This is a genomic window from Amniculibacterium sp. G2-70 (genome assembly GCF_014353055.1).
Lineage (GTDB): Bacteria > Bacteroidota > Bacteroidia > Flavobacteriales > Weeksellaceae > Amniculibacterium > Amniculibacterium aquaticum.
Window position 1 is genome coordinate 733,892 of record NZ_CP060698.1, and the last position, 23,593, is coordinate 757,484.

At 36.6% G+C, this 23,593-nt stretch carries 21 protein-coding genes; 4 read left to right on the top strand and 17 right to left on the bottom strand.

All coding sequences use genetic code 11. From position 1 onward, the window contains the following. Positions 1-57 precede the first annotated feature (57 nt). On the bottom strand, positions 58-363 hold the full coding sequence (locus tag H9Q20_RS03325; protein ID WP_187478297.1) for a DUF3098 domain-containing protein: 306 nt from the start codon (positions 361-363) through the stop codon (positions 58-60). Positions 364-366: 3 nt separating this feature from the next. Beyond that, positions 367-1,263, bottom strand: coding sequence for a cell division protein FtsX (locus H9Q20_RS03330; protein ID WP_187478298.1), 897 nt, complete (start codon positions 1,261-1,263; stop codon positions 367-369). Between the two features lie 146 nt (positions 1,264-1,409). Between H9Q20_RS03330 and rsmA the strand changes: the two genes are divergently transcribed. Beyond that, positions 1,410-2,174: a 16S rRNA (adenine(1518)-N(6)/adenine(1519)-N(6))-dimethyltransferase RsmA gene (rsmA, locus tag H9Q20_RS03335; RefSeq protein WP_187478299.1), complete on the top strand. Its 765-nt coding sequence runs from the start codon at positions 1,410-1,412 to the stop codon at positions 2,172-2,174. Between the two features lie 81 nt (positions 2,175-2,255). Here the strand turns inward: rsmA and H9Q20_RS03340 are convergent, their stop codons facing one another. The 4 genes from H9Q20_RS03340 to thrS form a co-directional block, all read right to left on the bottom strand. Then, a complete protein-coding gene (locus H9Q20_RS03340; protein WP_187478300.1) occupies positions 2,256-4,925 on the bottom strand; it encodes a choice-of-anchor L domain-containing protein in 2,670 nt (889 codons plus the stop codon). A gap of 156 nt (positions 4,926-5,081) precedes the next feature. Further along, a complete protein-coding gene (locus H9Q20_RS03345; RefSeq protein WP_124640801.1) occupies positions 5,082-5,501 on the bottom strand; it encodes a nucleoside-diphosphate kinase in 420 nt (139 codons plus the stop codon). Positions 5,502-5,740: 239 nt separating this feature from the next. After that, positions 5,741-6,262: a translation initiation factor IF-3 gene (gene infC, locus H9Q20_RS03350; protein ID WP_394336896.1), complete on the bottom strand. Its 522-nt coding sequence runs from the start codon at positions 6,260-6,262 to the stop codon at positions 5,741-5,743. An 83-nt stretch (positions 6,263-6,345) separates the two neighbouring features. Beyond that, positions 6,346-8,283 carry a threonine--tRNA ligase gene (gene thrS, locus H9Q20_RS03355; RefSeq protein ID WP_124640798.1) on the bottom strand — a complete coding sequence of 646 codons (1,938 nt, stop codon included), beginning with the start codon at positions 8,281-8,283 and terminating at the stop codon, positions 6,346-6,348. 311 nt (positions 8,284-8,594) lie between these two features. On the opposite strand from thrS, the gene H9Q20_RS03360 reads away from it, so the two are divergent. The 3 genes from H9Q20_RS03360 to H9Q20_RS03370 all read left to right on the top strand — a co-directional run bounded on the left by H9Q20_RS03360 (position 8,595) and on the right by H9Q20_RS03370 (position 11,864). Next, positions 8,595-9,239, top strand: coding sequence for a hypothetical protein (locus H9Q20_RS03360; protein WP_124640797.1), 645 nt, complete (start codon positions 8,595-8,597; stop codon positions 9,237-9,239). Positions 9,240-9,335: 96 nt separating this feature from the next. Further along, positions 9,336-11,276: a hypothetical protein gene (locus H9Q20_RS13240; protein ID WP_262385574.1), complete on the top strand. Its 1,941-nt coding sequence runs from the start codon at positions 9,336-9,338 to the stop codon at positions 11,274-11,276. A gap of 42 nt (positions 11,277-11,318) precedes the next feature. After that, positions 11,319-11,864, top strand: a complete 546-nt coding sequence (locus tag H9Q20_RS03370; RefSeq protein WP_187478301.1) for a hypothetical protein — start codon at positions 11,319-11,321, stop codon at positions 11,862-11,864. Between the two features lie 55 nt (positions 11,865-11,919). On the opposite strand, the gene H9Q20_RS03375 is transcribed toward H9Q20_RS03370, so the two are convergent. The 11 genes from H9Q20_RS03375 to H9Q20_RS03425 form a co-directional block, all read right to left on the bottom strand. After that, entirely contained in the window at positions 11,920-12,861 is a 942-nt protein-coding gene (locus H9Q20_RS03375) for a M20/M25/M40 family metallo-hydrolase (protein ID WP_124640794.1), read from the bottom strand. Between the two features lie 18 nt (positions 12,862-12,879). Further along, positions 12,880-14,187 carry a DEAD/DEAH box helicase gene (locus H9Q20_RS03380; protein ID WP_187478302.1) on the bottom strand — a complete coding sequence of 436 codons (1,308 nt, stop codon included), beginning with the start codon at positions 14,185-14,187 and terminating at the stop codon, positions 12,880-12,882. A 101-nt stretch (positions 14,188-14,288) separates the two neighbouring features. Next, positions 14,289-15,668 carry an NADH-quinone oxidoreductase subunit N gene (locus H9Q20_RS03385; RefSeq protein ID WP_187478303.1) on the bottom strand — a complete coding sequence of 460 codons (1,380 nt, stop codon included), beginning with the start codon at positions 15,666-15,668 and terminating at the stop codon, positions 14,289-14,291. A 92-nt stretch (positions 15,669-15,760) separates the two neighbouring features. Next, the gene (locus tag H9Q20_RS03390; RefSeq protein ID WP_394336895.1) at positions 15,761-17,254 is read right to left on the bottom strand and encodes a NuoM family protein; all 1,494 of its coding nucleotides are present in this window, start codon (positions 17,252-17,254) and stop codon (positions 15,761-15,763) included. Beyond that, positions 17,254-19,170: an NADH-quinone oxidoreductase subunit L gene (nuoL, locus tag H9Q20_RS03395; protein ID WP_187478304.1), complete on the bottom strand. Its 1,917-nt coding sequence runs from the start codon at positions 19,168-19,170 to the stop codon at positions 17,254-17,256. The genes H9Q20_RS03390 and nuoL overlap by 1 nt, the downstream gene beginning before the upstream one ends. 5 nt (positions 19,171-19,175) lie before the next feature. After that, a complete protein-coding gene (gene nuoK, locus H9Q20_RS03400; protein WP_124640789.1) occupies positions 19,176-19,502 on the bottom strand; it encodes an NADH-quinone oxidoreductase subunit NuoK in 327 nt (108 codons plus the stop codon). Between the two features lie 3 nt (positions 19,503-19,505). Then, positions 19,506-20,000, bottom strand: coding sequence for an NADH-quinone oxidoreductase subunit J (locus H9Q20_RS03405; RefSeq protein ID WP_124640788.1), 495 nt, complete (start codon positions 19,998-20,000; stop codon positions 19,506-19,508). Further along, positions 20,000-20,542: a NuoI/complex I 23 kDa subunit family protein gene (locus tag H9Q20_RS03410; RefSeq protein ID WP_124640787.1), complete on the bottom strand. Its 543-nt coding sequence runs from the start codon at positions 20,540-20,542 to the stop codon at positions 20,000-20,002. The genes H9Q20_RS03405 and H9Q20_RS03410 overlap by 1 nt, the downstream gene beginning before the upstream one ends. 13 nt (positions 20,543-20,555) lie before the next feature. Continuing rightward, positions 20,556-21,629, bottom strand: coding sequence for an NADH-quinone oxidoreductase subunit NuoH (gene nuoH / locus H9Q20_RS03415; protein ID WP_124640786.1), 1,074 nt, complete (start codon positions 21,627-21,629; stop codon positions 20,556-20,558). 55 nt (positions 21,630-21,684) lie between these two features. After that, the gene (locus H9Q20_RS03420; protein ID WP_124640785.1) at positions 21,685-22,725 is read right to left on the bottom strand and encodes a 2Fe-2S iron-sulfur cluster-binding protein; all 1,041 of its coding nucleotides are present in this window, start codon (positions 22,723-22,725) and stop codon (positions 21,685-21,687) included. 27 nt (positions 22,726-22,752) lie between these two features. Beyond that, complete coding sequence (locus H9Q20_RS03425) at positions 22,753-23,592, bottom strand: hypothetical protein (protein WP_262385575.1); 840 nt, start codon at positions 23,590-23,592, stop codon at positions 22,753-22,755. Position 23,593: the final 1 nt, after the last annotated feature.

The following is a 23,593-nucleotide window of genomic DNA, read 5'->3' on the forward strand; positions in this document are numbered from 1 at the left end:
AAACTTTGTCCAATCAAATTGTTCAGACAAAGTTGTAGTAAATTATTAATTAAAATATTATTTGTTTCTTTTCAGAATGGCATAGACTTCTATACCAAATCCTAGGATCACTAAAAGTGGTGCGATCCTAATTCTTCTAATGGAAAAAATACCTTCATTCCACTCGTTAGGATTGAGTTTTCCATCTATTGTATTGGCATCTGAACCCAACATTAAAAGAAAACCTAGAGCAATAAATGCTATACCGATAAGCATCCATTTATAATTTTCTTTTCCGAAATAGAATAGGTTTTCAACCGTTGTAGATTCTTCATTTTTCGATCCGAATTGATCTGCAGAGAATGTCGTGTTTTTTTTTGCCATAATTTATGAATAATATAAATCGTCAATATTTGATCTTAAAAATCTCCAGGTTGCAACAACTGTACTCACAACTGTAATTGCAATACCGGTGCCCAATACCGACAAAACCAACCATAAATACTGTTGATTATCCTGCACAAAAGGAGTCTTGATTTCGGTTGTAAAATAATACCAAACACCAAAAAGAGCCAATAGACCAATAAATGCTCCTAACAAACCAAGAATAAGAGCTTCGATTACGAAAGGTTTTAAAATAAACGATCTGTTGGCGCCTACCAATTGCATGGTTTTGATGATGAATCTTTTTGAGAAAATTTTCAAACGAATGGAATTATTAATCAAGACGATGGCCAAGATTAAAAACAACATAGAGAATGCAAAAATCCATTTTAGGATTTTGTTCAGATTATTATAAATTTTCTGAGAATCGGTATCGTTCTTCACATCGACCACACCTGGGATACTGGATATTTCTTTGATTGCCGTGCTGATCTTGGTAGAATCGTTGTACTCTGGTTTTAAAGAGATTTCTACAGAAGCGGGGAAAATATTTTCTTCAAAAAGACTTTGTCCATCAACTCCTAGACTTTTTTTGGCCTCCAATGTGGCCTGCTCTCTGGTGATGTAATTTACTTTTTTTACGGAAGATAATTTTTGAATATTCTGAACTGCTTCTTCTTCTAATTTCAAAACTTTTACCGAATCTTTCGCATCATAATTATCATTAAAATAAGCATTTATTACCAATTGTTCTTTCAGATAATCTGAATATTTTTGAGCATTAATCAAAATTAGACCTATTAACCCCATCAAAAAAAGAACCAAGGAAATACTTACCACAACGGTAATATTACTGGATCTCAATCTTTTCTTGTTATAATCTTCTACAGTATTTGCCATTCGAACAAAAATTTTTGGCTAAAATAGAAAAAATCTTCCGAAATTTGCCACGGTTTAGTGAAAATCAATGTTAATGAAATCATAAAACTTCAGAATTAACGAGGGTTTTCTATCGACCGTCTATTAAATAAAAAGAACAATCATACATGTCTGTAAAAGCAAAAAAACATTTAGGCCAACACTTTCTTACCGATGAAAATATTGCCAATAAAATTGTTGAAGGTCTATCTGGAAACGATTACAAAAACATTGTCGAAGTAGGTCCAGGAACTGGTGTTTTGACTAAATATCTTTTAGAAAAACAACAACATTTATATTTGGCCGAGATTGACCATGAGTCTATTGAATATTTAAAAAACAACTATTTAAAAATCACAGAACAAACTTTTGTTGGGGATTTTTTAAAGTTGGATTTCAACCAATTTAACCAAGAGCAGACAGCCATTATCGGGAATTTCCCGTATAACATTTCTTCTCAAATATTGTTTAAAATTATCGATAACTATGCATTAATTCCAGAGATGGTTGGTATGTTTCAGAAGGAAGTTGCCGAGAGAACCTCTGCACAGCCCAGAACAAAAGATTATGGAATCCTAACGGTTTTGGTACAGGCATATTATGATGTCAAATACCTTTTCACCGTTCATGAAAATGTTTTCAACCCTCCTCCAAAAGTTAAATCTGGAGTTATACAGATGGTTAGAAACCCAAAAGAAGGGTTGGCGGGGCATGAAGAATTGTTTAAGAAAATTGTAAAAGCAGGATTCAATCAAAGGAGAAAAAAACTGAGCAATGCCCTAAAAGTATTAATGATACCTGAGCATTTGCAAAAACATCCATTTATGGACAAACGAGCGGAAGAGCTTTCCGTGGATGATTTCATCCATTTTACACAACTTTGGAATTCTTAAAAAAACACTCAAAAAAATAAATCAGCCTTTCTGTTCTAGAAAGGCTGATTTTATTTACTTACAATTTGAATTAAATCGTGATTATTCTCTGTTTTTCAACATGATCCATCCAGACTTATTCACCTGCTCTTTGCTTGCTGGATCTTCGTAATTAATCTTATACCAATAAGTTGCTGAAGGCAATGTTCTGGTTTGGAATTTACCATCCCAAATGTATTTGTTAGGTCCCGTTTTGAACAATTCTTTACCGTATCTATCAAAGATGGATGCTGTGAATCCTTTGTACACGGAAATCCCTGTAAAATCTACCACATCGTTTTGTCCATCACCATTTGGCGTAATAACATTGTTCATATTAAAGGTAAAGTATTCCAAAGTACTTTCGCAACTAGTATTTCTTAATTTCACTTTAATAAAAATAGTTACATTGTTAGGGACATTGGTGAATACATTAGAATCTTGCCAAGTAAATCCACCATCAATAGAGTACATCAAAGGTCCGTTACTCGGATTGTATGCCCAAAGTGACAATACATGATTGTTGAATTCTACACTCTTAATATGAGGTGGAAGAGCTTGTACCACCTGTGTTGTAAATGATTTGGTACAAGTCCCATTATCAATAGTTACTGTATGTGGACCAACAACACCTGTAGTAATGGTCTGAGTAGTCTCACCTGAATCCCACAAGTAGGTATAAGTTTGTGTGGATCCAGCCGGTGGAGCTCCTGCATCTAAAGTAATTTCATCACCTTGACAAATCTGACCCGAAATCGCTTTCAAACTAGAAACCGGAGGTTGTTCTACTTCAATTTTAATGGTCGCTGGGTTAATAGAAGGACATCCATTGGCACCCACTGCATATACCGTGAAAGTAGTTGTCGTACTCGGTGACACCACCTGTACACCACCAGTACCCGCAATATTGGTCCAGTTATAAGTTACCCCTCCTGTTGCAGTAAGCGTTACGGACTCTCCTTTACAGATTTTAACTTTATTCGTCGTAACTTGAGTTACAGGTTTAATTAAGTTATCCGTAACATTAACAGCAGCAGCACCAGAACATGTTGTATCACCGGGTTGATAATTTCTTGAAATCGTCAATGTATAAGTACCAGCAGAACTCACTGTTGGAGTCAATGTGTTCGGGTTTGAATAAATGGTACCACCAGCAGAAGCTACCCAACTAAACACTGCTCCCGCAGGATATGTTGAAGCTGTTGCATCCAAAACAACCGTTGAATTGGTACATGAAATTTGTCCCGGCTGAACAATATCTACTACAATTGGATCAGCTACTACAAGATCAACTTTTGCTACCTTAGAACAAAAACCACTGCTTACTTGTACATAAACAGACTGGTTACCTGGGCTGTTAAAGTTCAATGGATCAGGAATGGAATTGTTAACATTTCCCGCCAAGGCATCTGCCTGATTGGTGTAATATAAGTAAGTTACATTCGGAGTAGAAGTAACACCTGGTTGTGACAATGTCAAATTAAAATTATTATTCCCTGAACAATTGGTTAAAGTGGTATCCTGAACAGTAGGTGAGGTTCCTGCTACAACAGTAATTGTAGCTTTACTTGGACAGTTATTTCCTGGCACCATAGCTTCAACCGAATAGTCACCACCTTGGTTCACCGTAATTGTAGGTGAGGTAGCTCCAGGAATAGGAGTTGTTCCTAAAAACCATTGATATGTAGTACCAGCAGTCTGGATAGATGCTGTAAGTGTTTGAGGTGTATTGTCACACATATTGATGGATGGCGGCAAAGCAACACCACCAGGACCAAGAATCTGAACCCCAATATTAAAAGAACCTCCTTCTAAAAACACAGCCGTGTCATACGAGTTGTCTCCTTTATCGGCAACTACCATTTTTATATGGTATGTTTGCCCCGGAATAACGGTTGCCATGGCGGTTAATGGAATTGTTTTCCCATTGAAGTTATCTCCGGTTGGTGGATTGGTATTGTACCCGGCAAAATAAGTCGGGTTCATCGGAGGACATCCCATAGGTCCCCCAGTATTATTATTAGCCGGACGAATATTGGTCACACTTACCGGGCCACCACCCGCAGGCAAAATTGCAATATTGGTATAGTTGGGATCTCCTACCTTTTTCAACAATAAAGCGAAACCATCGGCATAAGAGCAAGGGAAAGACCCTGTATATTCATCAGAAGCCATATGATAATTAAACTTCATTTGAGTAGCTGTAGGTACAAAATCAAACTCTAAAGATACCGCATCATTTAACTGACTAACAGGTACATTAATCGCATTTGACAAGTCTTGATCACCTCCATTCCCAAACAATACTTCCAAATTATCTGAAAGTGTCCCTCCTTTAGGTGTGTTTCCAGCTTTTACAGCATATCCAGTAGATAATATTAATCCATCAGCAAAAGGATAGGTCGCTGTCCCTTTATTAAAATAACCCCACGGTCTATTAGGGTTAGTTACCGGTACATTCGGCGTCATCACAACATTCGAAATATTCGGGGTTGCACAGCCTGTACCTCCACCATTGGTCATCAAAACATTTTGAATCATTTGCAGAGGCGTATATGCAGATGCAGGATATTGAGGCATGTTTACATCAATCATAGAGCCTGCCCTATAAGTACTTGGTACGGGTGCGCTAGGTATAGATGCCCTCTGAGGTTGGTTTTGAGCCAGAGATAAGTTCCCCAACAACCCAAAAGCCAATAACGGAAAGTAATTTTTTAATCTATAATTTAACATTTTGTAAGTTTTCAGCAAATATACTATTTTTTACAATATATTATAACAAAAATCACCATTTCTAAATAATAACACAGTCATATATAATTACTTAAACAGAAACAAAAAAACGCCTTTGAACAGTACAAAGGCGTTTAATATTAAAAATTCTATTTACTAGAATATTTCTCTTCCTGAAAAATGGAATTGAGCTTCGATTAATGCATTCTCATCAGAATCTGAACCGTGTACGGCATTTTCTCCAACGCTTTTTGCAAACATTTTTCTGATGGTTCCTTCTGCAGCTTCAGCTGGATTGGTAGCACCGATTAAAGTTCTAAAATCCTCTACTGCATTGTCTTTTTCTAAAATTGCAGCAACAATTGGACCTCTGCTCATAAATTCTACCAACTCTCCGTAGAACGGTCTTTCTGCGTGAACTTCATAAAATTTCTTTGCATCATCCACTGTAAGTTGGGTTAGCTTTAATGCTTTAATACCAAATCCAGCTTCAGAAATTTTCCCTAAAATTGCTCCGATATGCCCGTCAGCAACTGCATCGGGCTTAATCATTGTAAAAGTAATATTACCTGACATATTTTTTATTTTTAAGGTGCGAAATTACAAAAATCTTTTTACATTTGCATTGAAAATTCGAACATTGAATTTCAAAACAAATAATTGGCACGCATATTGCTAGTTATTTTAAAGATTCTCATGTTTAATTTGAGTTTTCATGGTTATTAGTTTTTACCTCCTTCCTTAGTGTTGGAGGTTTTTTTATGCAAAAAAAAAGAACCGAGAAATCTCGATTCTTTGCTTATTATTTTATCTGATTATTTTGCAGGCTTCTTAGGGCTCATCATCATAATCATTCTTTTACCTTCTAATTTAGGCAATTGATCTACCTTTCCTACATGTTCTAGCTCTTGAGCTAATTTTAACAATAAAATCTCCCCTTGGTCTTTAAAGATAATTGAACGACCTTTAAAAAACACATAAGTCTTTAATTTTGATCCTTCTTCCAAGAATTTTTCAGCATGTTTCTTTTTGAACTCATAATCGTGTTCATCAGTCTGAGGGCCAAAGCGGATTTCTTTTACCACTACTTTAACTTGCTTTGCCTTTAATTCCTTTTGTTTTTTCTTTTGTTCGAAAAGGAATTTTTTGTAGTCTAAAATTCTAGCGATGTACAAATCTTGCTTGTCGGATATTACTACTAAATCCAATTCTAATTGTTCGGCAAGTTCTCTTGCTTTCTCAATTGGGTAAATCCCAGGCTCTACATTATCGCCTACTAAACGAAGTTCCTTAGCGCGGATTTTTTCGTTAATTTGATGTGCATCCTCTTTTTGCATCGGTCTGCGCATCCCTCCTCTGTTGTTAAATTTCTGTGCTATTGTCGTATGTTTTAAATGTTACACTTTTATTATTCCAGGTTTTATTTACCAAATTCAAAACCTGTATCTGCAGCTTTCTTAAAATACTGGATAAAATCTTCAATTTTCATAACTCCAAGATCGCCTTCTCCTCGTCTTCTAACAGAAACGGTTGCTTCGTTTTCTTCATTTTCTCCCACAACTAGCATGAATGGGATCTTTTTCAATTCAGCATCTCTAATTTTTTTACCCGTTTTCTCGTTTCTCTCATCTACCAAACCGCTAATTTCGTGATTTTCTAACAATTGAGAAACTTTTTTCGCATAATCTACATATTTTTCTGAAATTGGTAGAATAATATATTGTTCCGGACTTAACCACAACGGGAAGTCTCCGGCTGTATTTTCTAATAAAATTGCGATAAATCTTTCCATAGATCCAAACGGAGCACGATGTATCATCACCGGTCTGTGCTTTTCGTTGTCATTTCCGGTGTACCAAAGATCAAATCGTTCAGGCAAATTATAATCTACCTGAATGGTTCCTAACTGCCAGCTTCTACCCAATGCATCTTTGACCATGAAATCCAATTTCGGACCGTAGAACGCTGCTTCACCGTACTCTACAACCGTTTTTAAGCCTTTATTTTTGGCTGCTTGGATAATTGCATTTTCTGCTTTTTCCCAATTCTCGTCGGAACCGATGTATTTATCTCTATTTTCTTGATCTCTTAAAGAAACTTGAGTTACGAAATCTGAAAATCCTAAAGAATTGAATACATACATAACCAAATCGATTACTCCTTCAAATTCTTTTAACAATTGATCCGGAGTACAGAAAAGGTGGGCATCGTCTTGTGTAAAACCTCTAACTCTGGTTAACCCATGCAACTCACCGGATTGTTCGTAACGATATACCGTTCCAAACTCTGCATATCTTTTGGGCAAATCTCTGTACGACCACTGTCCTACTTTGTAAATCTCGCAGTGGTGAGGGCAGTTCATAGGTTTTAGGAAAAACTCTTCGCCTTCATTTGGTGTTTTAATGGATTGGAAACTGTCTGCACCATATTTTTCGTAATGCCCTGATGTTTTATACAAATCAATGTTACCGATGTGCGGCGTCATTACAAATTCGTAACCCGCTTTTTTCTGAGCTTCGGAAAGAAAATTTTCAAGTTTTTTTCTTAGAGCTGCACCTTTTGGCAACCACAATGGTAAGCCGGCACCTACTTTTTCTGAAAAAGCAAAAATCCCCAGTTCTTTCCCTAATTTTCTATGGTCTCTTCTTTTCGCTTCCTCTAATCTCTCTAAGTATTCTGTTAGTTCTTTTTGTTTTGGGAAAGAAATACCGTAAACCCTGGTCAATTGAGGATTTTTTTCGTTTCCTCTCCAATAAGCCCCTGCAGCATTCAGAATTTTTACGGCTTTCACAATTCCTGTTGATGGGATATGACCACCACGACACAGGTCAGTAAAGTCATCGTGTTTGCAGAAGGTAATTTCTCCGTCTTCTAAATTTTGGATCAACTCGGTTTTGAAAGGGTTACCTTCATACTCTTTTAGAGCATCTGCTTTTGACACGGCATACAGATGAAAAGTTGAATCTTTTTTAGCATTTTCCAACATTTTCTTTTCAATTTTTTCAAAATCTTTCTCACTTAGAGACTGATCTCCAAAATCGACATCATAGTAAAATCCATTTTCAATTGCAGGACCAATGGTTAATTTTGCATCAGGAAAATACGCTAGAATTGCTTGTGCTAAAAGATGGGCAGAAGAGTGCCAAAATGCTTTCTTACCCATATCATCGTTCCAAGTCAATAATTGTAACGAAGCATCTTGATCGATCTCTGTTGTAATTTCGACCTGTTTATCGTTTACAATTGCCGAAATGGTATTTCGAGCCAAACCTTCGCTTATCGATTTTGCAACCTCAATTGGGGTTACTTTATTTTCAAATTCTTTGATGCTTCCATCCGGAAGAGTAATTTTAACCATTTTCTTGCTTAAAAATTTAATAGGCAAAAATAATAATTTATTTTTTGTCAATTCCATACTTCTTTTAGATTTATCAAAATAAGTCAAATAAAAAATAATAAAAAATATTTTAACCCAATCGTAATAAAGTAAAAAACATTACTCTGATAAACATATTTTTTTGAAGAAAAATTTAAAATCATTCACACCATTTTGATTAATTTATTAAGATCTGCCATTTCAAATACAGTCTTTTTCCCCTTTTGAGGTGTTGCTTTTTGAGTATATTTGCATAGGAATTAGATCCACACAAATGATAATTCCAACACAAGATGAAAAAGAAGTACACAAACACTAAGGAGTTCTCTACCTTGTTGGTAGGGCGTTCCTTAGTGTTTTTATTTCTAATCATTTCTCAACTTTTTTTTGGCAACAATTTTTCCCATCAACTTGAAAAGGACAGTCTAAACACTCGTATTTTCATTTTAAATGGCGCAACTGTTATTACCGACAACGCTTCTAAATTGGAGCAAGTTCAAAAAAACAATACTTCTGTCCAATTAGAAATCATTGCAGTAGAAAAAGGAGCAACGATAATAAATCCTACTGAATTTAACAACGGTAAAATCATTAATAAAAACCTTTCCGTTGCACAGCCAAAACCCCATAGAAATCCATCCAAAACAACCGTTTCTATAAACAAAACAGGACTAGTAAAACCTCTTTATAAGACCATAACATTCTATACTTCAAGTCAACAAAGTTTGTATCGACAAAAAATTGAAGAGAAAAACATATTGTTGCCGACTTTCAAAAATCATTTCAAATTTTGGAATCCAACAATAAATTACCCTCTTAGTGTTAATGCATTCGTAATCAATTTAATTATTGCATTTATTTTATTAATACTAATTTCATACTTATTGATAAGTTCTAGAAATCGTCCCCCTCCTTTTTTAAGTTATCTTAAAAACTAATTTCTTTCAACAATCTTTAAATAAAATTGTACCGGAAAGAACTATTTGAATGCATTGATCATTCAAGTAAACTATAAACCTTCAAAACAAAAAAAAATGATACGCTTAAAAAATTTAATGAAAGCGGTAGGGGTACTCCTACTGTTCACATCTTACAACCTTTATTCTCAAACGGCTTGTAACTCGAATTCATACCTTAACAGTGTTGATCCCAACACGATTGAATACGACAACTTATTATCCAACTTCCACTCTTCTTTAGTTAGAGAAGCCAATGGTGATGTTCTCACTTGGGGGGAAAATGCAGCTAGCACTGGAGCCTCACACCTTTTAGTGACTACAAAAGTAATCCCAGCTAATGGATTTTCCTACACTGGGACTATCCTAAAAACAGCAGTTGGCTCTAACTCCATCAATAACGACCAAATGGCGGTGTTAACCACAACAGGATTATATGTATGGGGAGTAGAAGACAATCTAATTGCTGGCGCATTAACAAGCAGTAATGCATTCAATTCCGTTTCAATTTTAACAGAAGGGGGAAGTGCTACCAATACCACAGGATTACCTGATGGTGTAGCACCAACCGATGTAAAAATGATGTTTGGATCTTATCTAACCCTTGCTATTGTTACCAATTCCGGAGCTGGTTACATCCTTTCTGGTACCATGAGTAAAAATGGTGATGGTACTACTGGTATCACCAACAAATGGCATAGAATAAAAACCAACTCTACCACCAATCTTAGTGATATCAAAGTAATCCGAGGGGTTCATGGAGCCATGTTTGCCCTAACCGGTGATGGTAACATTTACACTTGGGGTACCGGTGCCTACAAAGGTGACGGAAATGCGCCTCTGCAATTAAACTATGCTACTTTAATGAACAAACCAGGAGCCGTAACTGGAACTTATCCTGGATCTGTTCCGTATGTTAAAATGATCGGTATGACCACAACAGGAAGTGGTAGTAACAGTTATTTTTTATTAGCATCCGATGGTAAACTTTATAGTTTGGGAGCAAATGGAAACAAACAATTAGGAGATTTTACCACCAACGAAAGAAGATCATGGGTTGTAGTAGAAAAAACAGATGGTACAGCCATGGACAATGTTGCTTGGATCAGCCCACAAGAACACGATCAAAATGTACCAGCAATAAACGCATTAAGATACGATGGAACCATCTACCGATGGGGTAACAATGGAGGTAGAATGCTTGCTCAACCCGACGAAGGTGATGATTATGATCCTGAATTATTAAATGACGGTACAACTGGGATCCTCAGCACTGATGTATTAATGGCAGTAGAAACCGGTGGGCATACCACCATGGTAGTTAAGAAATGTACCTTTAAATTCGGATATGTGGGACATAGAATCAACGGTAGTATGGCTGATGGCACAACAACAAATGCTTATGAACCATTGTATAATTTTGCCAATACTGCACCATTAAACCTTTGTGGAGCCGCTACTGTACCTGCAGTTCAAGATTTAAAAATTTGCCCTAATACGACGGTTAATATCAATACTGCATTTTTAGGAACAGTACCTCTTGGACAGACTTTACATTGGTATACTACTACGACTAGAACACCTGGTTCAGAAATCGGTACTCCGTTCATGGTAGGTCCTGGTACATACTATGCTTTCTTTGAAGGTGACTGTCCTAACCCTCCATATTCAACTGTACATGTGACTTATTATGTACCTACAGATCCAGGATATGCAAGTTGTATTTGTTATAACTCTCCTTACACACCTAATAATGGACCTGCAACAAAAGAAGGTATCACCTTATTGAAAAGAGCAGGCTCTGGAAACACCGACAATTGGCCTATGTTGAGAAAATCCGGACATATTGCATTAGAGTCCAATACCAAAGGATTTGTAGTGACTAGAATTGCAAAAGCTAATTTAACAAATATTACCAACCCTCAAGAAGGTATGATGGTCTATGACACTACCGATAAATGTTTAAAAATCTATTCTGATGGAGCTTGGAAATGCTTCAATATCCCAGGATGTCCATAAAAACATTTTCAGATTTACTAACATTTTAAACACAACACAATTATGAAAACTATATTTTCCATCCTAAGCATCCTTTTGTTTAATTTAGGATACTCACAAGTGATTATCGGAGATGCCGTAGGAACTGTACCTGCAGCACAAAAGACCTCCGTTTTATTAGAATTTGCCGCAAATCAAAACAAAGGAATTATCTTACCTTATGTAAGAACCATTCCTACCGGTTCTAGTCTAACCGAAGGCACTATACTCTTGGACGCAAGTACCGCAACCAGCGCCAAAGTGATGTATTACAACGGAACTTGGCAAAATCTTAGCAGTGCCAACACCGCAAATATTACAAGCGCACTAACCAACCAGCCCAATGTCACTGAAGTTACCGGCGCTAAAGTAATTATCGGATCCAACACAAGCACTGCCGACGGTGTATTGGTATTAGAATCACCAAACAAAGCCATGGTATTGCCTATGGTTTTAGATACCAACAACATTCCTGATCCTGCTCCAGGTATGATGGTTTATGTCAATAAAACCGGAGCCAAACGATTGGCCGTATTTAATGGCAACAAATGGACTTATTGGAAACCGTAACAAATTTTAATATTAAAAAAATACCGTATTTGACAAAGTCGAATACGGTATTTTTTTAATTGGTCCATACAAAATCCATATTGGAAAATTTCATGGTTTCGTTGATCACAGAAATTTCTACATCTAAAATGGAAATTAAATCTCGATAATTGATTTTATCCGCATCATCACCATGCTTGTGGTAATCTGGATGTCCACCGGTATGAAAAAATAAAACGGGAATTTTTTTATCATAAAAAGAGGTTTGATCGGAACCGCCACGACCGTCTTTACTTAAATTCAAACTTAGATTGGTTTTAACATTTTCAAAAACTTTTTTAAACTCAGCACTTGTACCGTAACCGATAACGGCAAGTTTATTCTCTTTGGAATAACGACCGATCATGTCCATATTGAGCATCCATAAGATATTTTGTAAAGGAAGTGTTGGATTTTCCACGAAATATTTTGATCCCAACAATCCCAATTCTTCAGCACAGAAAGCGATAAACAAAATATTGTGTTTTTCTTTGATACCGTTTTGTGAATATACTCTGGCTAATTCTAATAATCCGGCAACTCCAGATGCATTGTCATCGGCACCGTTATGGATTTTGCCAATATTTGATTTATCATCTTTAGAATTACCCAATTCACCAAAACCAATGTGGTCATAATGAGCACCAATGACAATGGTTTTTTCAGCTCCATTATCCAGGAAACCAATGATGTTACTGGCTTTCCTCAAACTATCGGATACAACAACTCTTTTCACTTTCGCTGTAAAATGCTGTCTAAAACCGATATTCCCCAAAGGTTGTAGCCCCATTTTCTTGAATTGCTTCTCAATAAATCGAGCCGTTTTTTCTATTTGTTTGCTTCCGGTCTGTCTGCCTTTCATTTTATCCGAAGACAAAAAATAGATGTTCTTTTTGATATTTTTCTCAGATACTTCAGCATTTTGACCAAAACAAAACATGGAAAATGCCATGAAAAACAGGATTGATGCAATTTTCATTTAAAAAAAAATTTGAGTTTAATAAGCTACTTCAATTTTAACTTTTTTGTTTTTCAAGCGTTCTTTAGACAAATGAATAAGACAATCTTGGATTTTTTTCCTGTCGACTGCTACGAAAGAAGTATTGTCTTTAACCTCTATCAAGCCCACTTCGTCTTTGTTCAGTTTTCCCTTTTTGATAAGATAGCCTACGATGTCCACTTTATTTACTTTATCTTTTTTCCCGGCACTGATGTAGATGGTTTGAAAAGGAGTATTCTGAGGAATTTTGTATCGTTCCACCAGACTTTCTACGGCAATATCATTTTTAATAAATGGAAAAGCTTCGTCTTCGGACATGATAAGATATACAAAACCTTTGGCATTCATCCTGGCAGTCCTTCCGTTTCTATGGATAAAAGCATCTTCTTTTGGAGGCAATTGATAATGAACTATGGACTCTACTTCCGGTATATCCAATCCACGGGCTGCCAAATCGGTAGTGATTAGCACTCTTGAAGAATCATTCCTAAATTTTAGCAAAGCCCTTTCTCTTTCGTCTTGCTCTAAACCGCCATGGAAAACTTCCCTCTCGATTCCTTTTTGTTTTAAAAGTTCAGAAATACGATCGACAGCATCTCTGTGATTGCAGAAAATTAGGGTTCTTTTGTCACCTATTTTACAAATTAATTTGAATAAAGTTTCCAGTTTTTCTTCGGCAGTAGTTTCCACTTTTCTAAAATGCAAGATGGGTTTTACCTCTTGAGTTTTTAGAAATGAAAGGATTTTTTCATCTTTAAGACCTGCAAATGTGGGTATAGCATCCATAGCTGTAGCAGAAGTTAAAATCCTTTGCTGAAGGTTGGACATGGTGGATACGATAAAAGCCATATCTTCCTGAAAACCGAATTCTAAAGATTTATCAAATTCATCCAAAACTAACATGGAGATGGATTTGGGATCAAAATTAGAATTTCTTAGATGATAGGCAGCCCTACCTGGAGTCCCAATAAGAAGAGCCGGAGCTTGTTGCAGATTATTGGTTTCTATTTTTTTATCGTGTCCGCCGTAACATACGCTTACCTTAAAATTGGTTTTCATGCTCTTGAAAACTTGTTCAATTTGTAAAGCCAATTCTCGTGCTGGCACCAATACAAGAGCCTGAATGCCACTTTGATTTGGTTTCATATTCCTGAGCAATGGCAACAAAAAAGCCAGTGTTTTACCGGATCCTGTAGGGGAAAGCAACACCAAGTCTTGATGATTTTGTGAGGCTTTATATGCCGATTTCTGCATTTGATTCATATCCTGAATCTGCAAATTTTGAAGAATGTTTTCTAAATTCATTTTGCAAAAATAGGGATTATGAAAGAAAGAGCTTGGTTTTATAAAACAAAAAAAGTCCATTCTCAAAAATGAAAATGGACTTCGTATGATTCAACTCTTCTTTATAAAGAAAAGATCATTTTAAACAAATCTGGATAAACACCTAAACCAATCATGGTAGCAATTAAAACAACAGCCACTGCATTGTAAGTGAAAGATACCTTTTCGGTCGTGTTAAAGCTGCTTTCTTTGTAGAAGAACATGGCTATAATTGGTCTCAAATAATACGCAATTGAGATTGCAGAACCTAAAATAGCAATCATAACAATCATAGGATTGGTTACGATAGCTTGAGAAAAAATTCCGAATTTCCCAATAAAACCAGCAGTTAAAGGCACACCAGCCATAGACATCAAGGAAATCGCAGCAACCACTGAGATTAGAGGCTCGTTCTTAGACAATCCTTTGAAAGCCATAAAAGAAGTTTCTCTTTTTAGTTTTTCTACCCAAATTAATGACATAAACATACCAACGGTTGCAATGGCATAAGCAAATAGGTAAAAAGCTAAATTATAAATGGATGCATTGGTAATTCCAAAGAAAATTAATGCAATATATCCAGCGTGAGAAACGGAAGAGTATGCCAACATTTTTTTGGCATTGCTTTGTGCAAGTCCCATAGCATTAGCCAATAGCAAAGTAATGATGACCAAGACCCCAATAACTTGAATCCAATCCGGAATGATACCTACGAAAGCAATGGTCATAAGTCTAAAGAAACCAAAGAATGCAGAAATTTTTACCACCGTCATCATAAATACGGAGATTAATGATGGGGCACCTTGATAGACATCCGGACTCCACATGTGGAAAGGAGCTAAAGATACTTTGAAAGCCAAAGCGACCAACATCATGATTGCACCCAATTTGAACATTAAGTTGCCTTCTGCAGAGGTCGAGAACTCATGAATTTTATACAAATCAAAGCTTCCTGTTGTTCCGTAGATCATGGCCACACCGAAAAGTAAGAAACCGGTTGCAAAAGCTCCCATCAAAAGATACTTCATGGATGCCTCTGTCGATCTTAGATCGGTTTTGTTAGCTCCTGCCAATACATAAAGTGGGATGGACAATATTTCGACACCTAAAAATAGCGTTACTAAATTTTGGTAGCTGAAAAGTATTATTCCACCACAAAGCGAGAACAACATCAAGGCATACAATTCGGACTGGTGACTTCTGTGATTGCTGAATGCAAACCCAGCAATGATGAAGATAAATATTGTAGTTACAATAGAAATTTTAGTAAATAAGGCAGCATTTGCTCCGAATTCGAACATGTTTTTGTACTGGTCGAAGAATGAACATTCTGGCAAATAACTTACATACAAAGCGATTAACAAACCAAAAATACCAAAGTATCTGGACCATTTTCCACTTCCGAATGTCCCTGCAAATAGAGAGGCCAAAGCTGTTAAGAAAACAATAATAAAAACTGTCATGTTATAATTTTGAGTTGTAAAGATTAAAAGTAAAAACTTCCTAAATCTTAAATTATTTTAATACTCTTTATCGATCTAAAAGGATTCAACAATTATGAATTCAAAGCTGTATAGATGAATTTCACCGAAGAATCTACCATATCCAATACACATTGTGGATATACCCCAAATGCTAAAACTAAAATGGAAATACTTCCCAATACAATAAATTCTACATTGCTAAGGTCTTTCATAGAAGCCAACAATTCTGGATTTCCTTTTCCAAACATGGCTTTACCGTAAAATCTCAACAAATAGGCTGCTGCCAAAATTACCGTTAGACCAGAGATAATCCCCAACAGTGCACTGTAATCAAAAACCGATTTGATCAGGATGAACTCACCGATAAAACCGTTGGTCAATGGAACGCCTAGAGACCCTAGCATGATAATCATAAAGAAGATTGCAAATTTTGGAGCAACTTTTGCCAAACCTCCCATTTGTCTAATATCTCTTGTTTTGAATCTTTTGTAAAGAATGTCCGCACAATAAAACAAACCAACTACATTGATACCGTGAGCCAAAGTTTGTATCATCGCACCTTGTCCACCTTCAAAAGTAAATTTTCCATTTAGGCTTAAAATAGCAGATGCAAATATCCCCGCTACAATCAATCCGACATGCGATAGAGATGAGAAGGCTATGATTCTTTTGGCATCGCTCTGAACGATTGCGATAAGTGCACCATAAACAATTCCGAAAACCGCTAACATGATGGCAATTCCACCGGAAGTACCAGCTACAGCTTCAGGAGTGATGGGTAAAAGATATCTTAAAAGTCCATAAACGGCCATTTTCAACATTATACCAGACAACAACATCGATCCTTGTGTAGGCGAATAAGTATAGGTATCTGCCTGCCAAGTATGGAATGGGAACACCGGTAACTTAACTGCAAATGCAAAAAAGATGAACCAAAATACAAAATTTTGTTCGGTGGTATCCAATTGTGCATTATAAAGATCCGTAAGTGCAAACGATGCCGCATTGGTATAGACAAAAATCAATCCCAATAGCATGAATAACGATCCTACGAAAGTATAAACGAAGAACTTGGTTGTAAATGCAAATTTCTTATCATCTTGTCCCCAAAGTCCGGCGATAAACCAAATTGGGATAAGGGTTACTTCCCAGAAAATATAGAACAAAAGACCATCCAAAGCGGTAAAAACACCTAACAACCCGAATTGCATCATCAAGATTAATGCATAGAAATTGTTGCTGTACGATTTTTGTTCATTAAAAGATGAAAGAATGATGAACGGCACTAATAAATTGGTAAGGAAAACCAAAAGCATGCTCATCCCATCTACTCCGAAATGAATGGTGCTTCGGATAAAGTCCGACCAAGGATAGGTGATTTCATACTGTAATGCAGAATCAACCGTTGGTCCATAGTCAAAAGATGCCATCATGCAAATGGTGAGCACCAGTTGTGCTATGGAAAATAGTAGTGCCACGATCTTGCTGTTAGAATTTCTAAAAGCAAAAACCAAACCCGAACCTACAAGAGGTAATAGCAATAATGCTAGTAACATATTCGACATTATTGAAAAATAAAATTAACAATTAAAATTACACCGATTGCCAAAGACATGATCAGTACATAGTTTTCTATATTCCCGTTTTGGAATTTCTTCATGGATTTTCCGGAATCTTCGGCACCATCACCAACAAATTCCACTCCTCTGTCCAAAATATCTTTATCAAACATTTTTGCAGCTCTTCCTAGACCTTCGGCTGTTTTCACAAACAATAGAGTGTAGATTTCATCAACAAAAAGTTTGTGGGCAGAAAGCCTTTCCCAACCTTTATAATTCTCTTCCGGTTGAGCCAATTTACCTTTAGAAACATAAAGATTTCTAACATAAAACCAAACTCCGAAGAACATTAAAATGGTAATGGCTAACAAAATATATTCTGTGCTGTGGCTCATGCCTTCTACATTGGCTTGTTGTTGACTCCAAGATTGCTCCGTAAGCACTGGTTTGATCCAATGAGCCAATTTTTCTGTAAAAGAAAATTCGCCAAATAGTTTAGGGATGTTGAAGAAACCACCAACGATGGACAATATCGCCAAAACGATCAATGGTAGGGTCATGTTCAATGGACTTTCGTGCAAATGGTGTTTTTGCTCTTCACTTCCTCTGAATGTTCCATGAAAGGTCAAGAAATACATTCTAAACATATAGGTTGCTGTGAAAGCTGCGATAACAAATAAAACTCCCCAATAGATCGGGCTTTTTGCATAAGTGGCAATCAGGATTTCATCTTTTGAAATCATACCGGAAAGCAATGGGAATCCAGAAATAGCCAAAGTACCGATTAAGAAAGTCCAATGGGTTACTTTAATTTTATCTTTAAGTCCTCCCATAAAACGCATGTCTTGTTCGCCAGACATTGCATGAATTACGGATCCTGAACCTAAGAAAAGTAAAGCCTTGAAGAATGCATGTGTCATTAAGTGGAACATGGCCGTTGTATATGCTCCTACCCCTAAAGCTGCAAACATAAAACCTAACTGAGATACTGTAGAATAAGCCAATACTTTCTTGATATCGTTTTGTCTGATGGCAAAAAATGCAGCCAATGCAGCAGTTAACAAAGCTATAAATAAAATTCCACCTTGTACCGTTGGTGCTAAAGTATATAAGAAATTGGATCTTACTACCAAATAAATACCGGCCGTTACCATGGTTGCCGCATGGATCAAAGCCGAAACCGGTGTTGGTCCAGCCATCGCATCGGGTAACCAAGTGTACAACGGAACTTGAGCCGATTTACCCACCGCACCGATAAATAAAGATGCCGTGATAAAAATTATAATTGGACTATCAATTGCAAACTTAGAAGCGTTGTTGGAAATGGTTAAATAATCCACAGCGTTGGTTTCGATAGCCAAAAGGAATATTCCGACTAAAAGTCCAAGGTCACCAATTCTGTTCATGATGAAAGCCTTTCTGGAAGCCTTACCGTATTCTTCATTTTCGAACCAGTAACCGATAAGTAAATAGGAGCACAAAGCCACACCTTCCCAACCGATGAATAGGATTAGATAATTGCTCCCCAATACCAACAAGAGCATGGAAAATACGAAAAGATTAAGGTAGGCAAAGAATCTGGAGAAACCTCCGTCTTCGTGCATATAACCAATTGAATACAAGTGAATAAGTGAACCAATCCCGGTGATGATCAGTACCATCATCAAAGAAAGTTGATCGACTTGGAAGCCGAAATTCACTTGCATACCGTTTACAGAAAACCATTCAAAAGCATTGAAAACCAAAGGCTGAGAAGTGTTTTCAAAGTTCATAAAAACAGAAACAGCCAAACAAAAAGAGGCAAAAACCACCAAGGTAGCGATACCACCTGTTACATTTTTAGGAAGTTTGTTTCCAAAAATACCACTAATGAAAAAACCCAATAATGGTAAAAGTATAATTGCGTAAATTAAATTCTCCATTCCTATTATCCTCTTAATTTATTAAAAATACTTACATCAACCGATTTTGTATTTCTGTACATCATCGCGATGATTGCCAAACCTACGGCTACTTCGGCCGCTGCTACAACCATAATAAAGAACACCAAAATCTGTCCGTTACCGTCTCCTTTGTAGGAAGAAAATGCAGCCAAAAGAAGATTTACAGAATTCAGCATAAGCTCCACACATCCTAAAATGATGATGGCATTTTTTCTTAATAAAACTCCTAAAACTCCTAAGCTGAACAATACTGTACTCAGGACGATAAAATAGTCCAAAGGTACTTGTTGTATAAAAGTATTTGCTTCCATATTTTATAATTCTCTTTTTCCGATTAAGACTGCACCTACAATCCCTGCAAGGATCAATACTGATGCGAACTCAAAAGGCAATACATATTCGTTAAACAATAACTTACCCAAATTTTTGGTAAGTCCGACACCAAAATCAACCTCTCCGGCTACTTCAGATCCTGCAAGACCTTTGTATGCTCCAAGAATTCCGATAAATAAAATTCCTGCTGCTACAATGCCAACAAATTTATTGATGTTGTGTTTTTTGGTTTCATCTTCTTTATTGAGATTTAGCATCATCAAAATATAAAGGAAAAGTACCATGATGGCTCCTGCATAAACGATAACTTGAATAACTCCTAAAAACTGAGCATTCAACAAAACATAAAGTCCTGCGATGGAGAAAAATGTTATGATAAGCGAAAGGATGGCATACAAAGGATTTTTAGCAAATACAAAATAACTTGCACTAATCAATGCTATTGCGGCTACAAAATAAAATAAAATCTGTTCCATTATTTCAAAGCATTTTTTTGTTTCTCGGTTTGTCTTTCAGAAATATCAATTCTCGCATTGATTTTCTCAACTAATTTATCTTTACCGTAGATGAAAGAACCTCTGTTTTCTTCGGCACTTACCAAACGATCGGTCATATAGATGGCGGATTTTGGACAGGCATCCTCACACATACCACAGAAGATGCATCTCAACATATTAATTTCATAGGTCGATGCGTATTTTTCTTCTCTGTACAAGTGTTTTTCATCTTTCGTTCGTTCTCCTGCAGTCATGGTGATGGCTTCTGCCGGACACGCTACAGCACACAGTCCGCACGCTGTACATCTTTCTCTGCCCTCATCATCCAATTTTAGAACATGATGCCCTCGCCATACTTTTGGCATGGTTTTCTTCACTTCAGGAAATTGTATGGTTGCAGGTTTTTTAAAAATATGTTTTGCAGTAATTGCCATACCTTTGAAGATTTCTGGTAAGTATAAACTCTCAGAAAAAGTCATGGTTTTGTTGGATACTACTTTTGATCTATTCGTTAGTTTCATTGTACTCGTTTTATTAATTTACATAATGCTGGTAAGCCAATATTACAGCTCCTGTAAGCATTAAATTAATCAAAGCAAAAGGAATTAATTTTTTCCATCCCAAATGCATCAATTGATCGTATCTGAATCTTGGTAAAGTCCATCGGATCCACATGAAAACAAAAATTCCAAAGAAAGTTTTGCTTAGGAAAGCAACAACTGAAAGGATAGATGCTGCATTATCTCCCCAATTTTCTGTTACCCAATCGATGCCCGGATAGTTGTACCCTCCAAAAAACAATACAGCCATCAAAGCATTAGAAATAAACATGTTGACATACTCACCAAACATATACAATCCCAATTTCATGGAGGAGTATTCGGTGAAATATCCGTTTACCAACTCGGATTCGCATTCAGGTAAATCGAATGGGTGACGGTTACATTCTGCCATTGCAGCAACAAAGAAAATAAAAAACGCTACCGGCTGATAGAAGATGTTCCAATTCATACCAGAAACGGTTGGGATAACACCCCAGATTTTCCCGGAGCTTTGTTGGCTAACAATTTCAGCTAGATTCAAAGAACCGCTCATCATAATAATTGCTAAAAGTGCCAATCCCATGGCAAGTTCGTAAGAAATCATTTGGGATGAAGCTCTTACTGCACCCATTAGTGAATATTTATTATTAGAAGCCCAACCACCGATCATCATTCCATAAACGGTTATCGAGGCAAGTCCAATGATGTATAAAACACCAATATCTACATTAGCAACCTGCAGATCAAAAGATTGTCCAGCAATTTGGATCGGAGCCCCCCAAGGAATAACCGCACCGGTGATAAGGGAAATAAACATCACCATGGAAGGTCCAAGGATGAAAAGGAATTTTTCTGCAGAATTGGGTGTAAAATCCTCCTTGAAGAAAAACTTGCCCCCATCAGCAAGAGGTTGCAACAACCCAAAAATACCTGCTCTGTTTGGTCCCAAACGATCTTGGATGAAGGCCGCCACCTTTCTTTCGCCCCATGTGGAGTAAGCAGCAACCGTAAGTGCCAATAAAAATAAGCACAATACTAAAATTATTTTGAAGGTAATTAAATCCATTTTATGAATTTGAGTTTAAAATATATTCTACAACTTTTTGTTTTGATTTTCTAAATTATTGATCCAATAATTTATCGTTATCTAACAAATTTTGTATGATTTCATCGTCTTTTACACTTAGTTCTTTTGCACTTGCATTATCAAGATGTCTTGGATAGCCTTCCGCTTTTTGATAATGGTTTAGGGAGATTACCGAGTGTCTGTCAATATGTCTTGGTCCTTCGATTGTCCATTGGTTGGTATCTTTTTTCTCAAAACGACATTCGTTACAGATCCAATCTTGTACCTCACCCCATTGATCTTTTCTTGCAGTTACTCTCACAATTTCTTCACCTTTCATCCATAGAACAGCTTTACCAGCACACTTAGTACATTCGCAAGTTGCGTTCATTGGTTTGGTGAACCAAACTCTTTGTTTGAATCTGGATGTCCTATCTGTTAATGCCCCTACTGGACAGACATCAATAACATTTCCGATAAAGTCGTGGTGCAAAGCTTTGTTTAGGTTGGTAGAGATTTCTGCTTCCCAACCTCTGTTTAAGATTCCATGCTCTCTTTCTTCGGTCAACTGACCGGCAAGAAGTACACATCTTGCACAAAGAATACAACGGTTCATATTCAGTTTGATGTTCGGTCCGATGTCATCGGCATCAAAAGTTCTTTTTTCAAACTCGGTTCTGGTTTCTTGTAATCCGTGTTCGTAGCTTAGGTCTTGTAAATGACATTCACCAGCTTGGTCACAAACCGGGCAATCCAATGGATGGTTGATCAGTAAAAATTCAGTAACTGCTTTGTGAGCTTCTACTGCTTTTTCAGAAGAGTTGTTTTTCACTTCCATGCCGTCCATTACAGCGGTTCTACAACTTGCAACCAATTTTGGCATTGGTCTAGGATCGGCTTCAGAACCTTTAGAAACTTCAACCAAACAAGTTCTGCATCGGCCTCCACTTTGTTCAAGTGGTTTATAATAACACATTGCTGCTGGAGTTACCTCGCCACCTATTTGTCTGGCGGCTTCCAAAATGGTAGTTCCCGGCAAAACTTCTGTCGTTTTACCATCAATGGTTATTTTTACTTTTTTAATTTCGTCGCTCATTTTTATATTTTTATAAGCTTTATCAAATTATCTCTTTTTAGAGAATCCAAATATATATCCTATCCCCAGATTGGCTTGTGCAAAAAAGAAATCTTGCGATGCCTTATCCGGTCTATTGTTGAGTGTTGTTTTGATATCCGGCATATTGATATATCCCAACTTGCCTTCTAATCTTAACATAATATGTTTTGCAAAAATGGCATTAAAACCTGTTCTTACATCTGCTCCAAAGCCGGCCAAATGAAAACGATCGCTTCTTTCATTTCCAAATAATTTGGCATTGGTCTTAGGAATTAAAGCCCCTAACCCCGCTCCGAAAGAAAGTTCCAAATCAAAACCTTTGGTATGATACAGATTTTCAAATCTCTCGGCACCAATATTAACATAGTTCAACCCGTCGGTATGTTCGAAAGTCAGGAATTTTTCATCGCTAAGATTTACGACTTGTCCCGGCTGAACCATTGCTGCATAGGTAGGGTCGGAAATATTTCCTTTGAATCCTACATTTTGTTTTTGATCCATCACATATTTCATATGATCAAGACCTAAAACTACAGCTACTTTGTCTTGGATAAAATAACCTATTCTGGCATTGGTTTGCGGAATGGTTAGCCTATCCGGTTTTAAATAATCATTAAAACTTAATTCGGTTGGTCTGTCATGAGCCGATACATTTTTCAAAGTAAAATTGTATCCGTTGCCTTTAAAATGGATGTTAGAATCGGAATAAACCGCTCTATTCCATCCCCAAAATAAAAAGACTTTTCCTTTTTTTGTTAATGATTGATCGTCTTCTGTATGATCTATCTGCGCAAAAGCATTGGTAAAGGCCAAAAAGCTAAAGGCAGCTAAAACTAATTTCTTCATA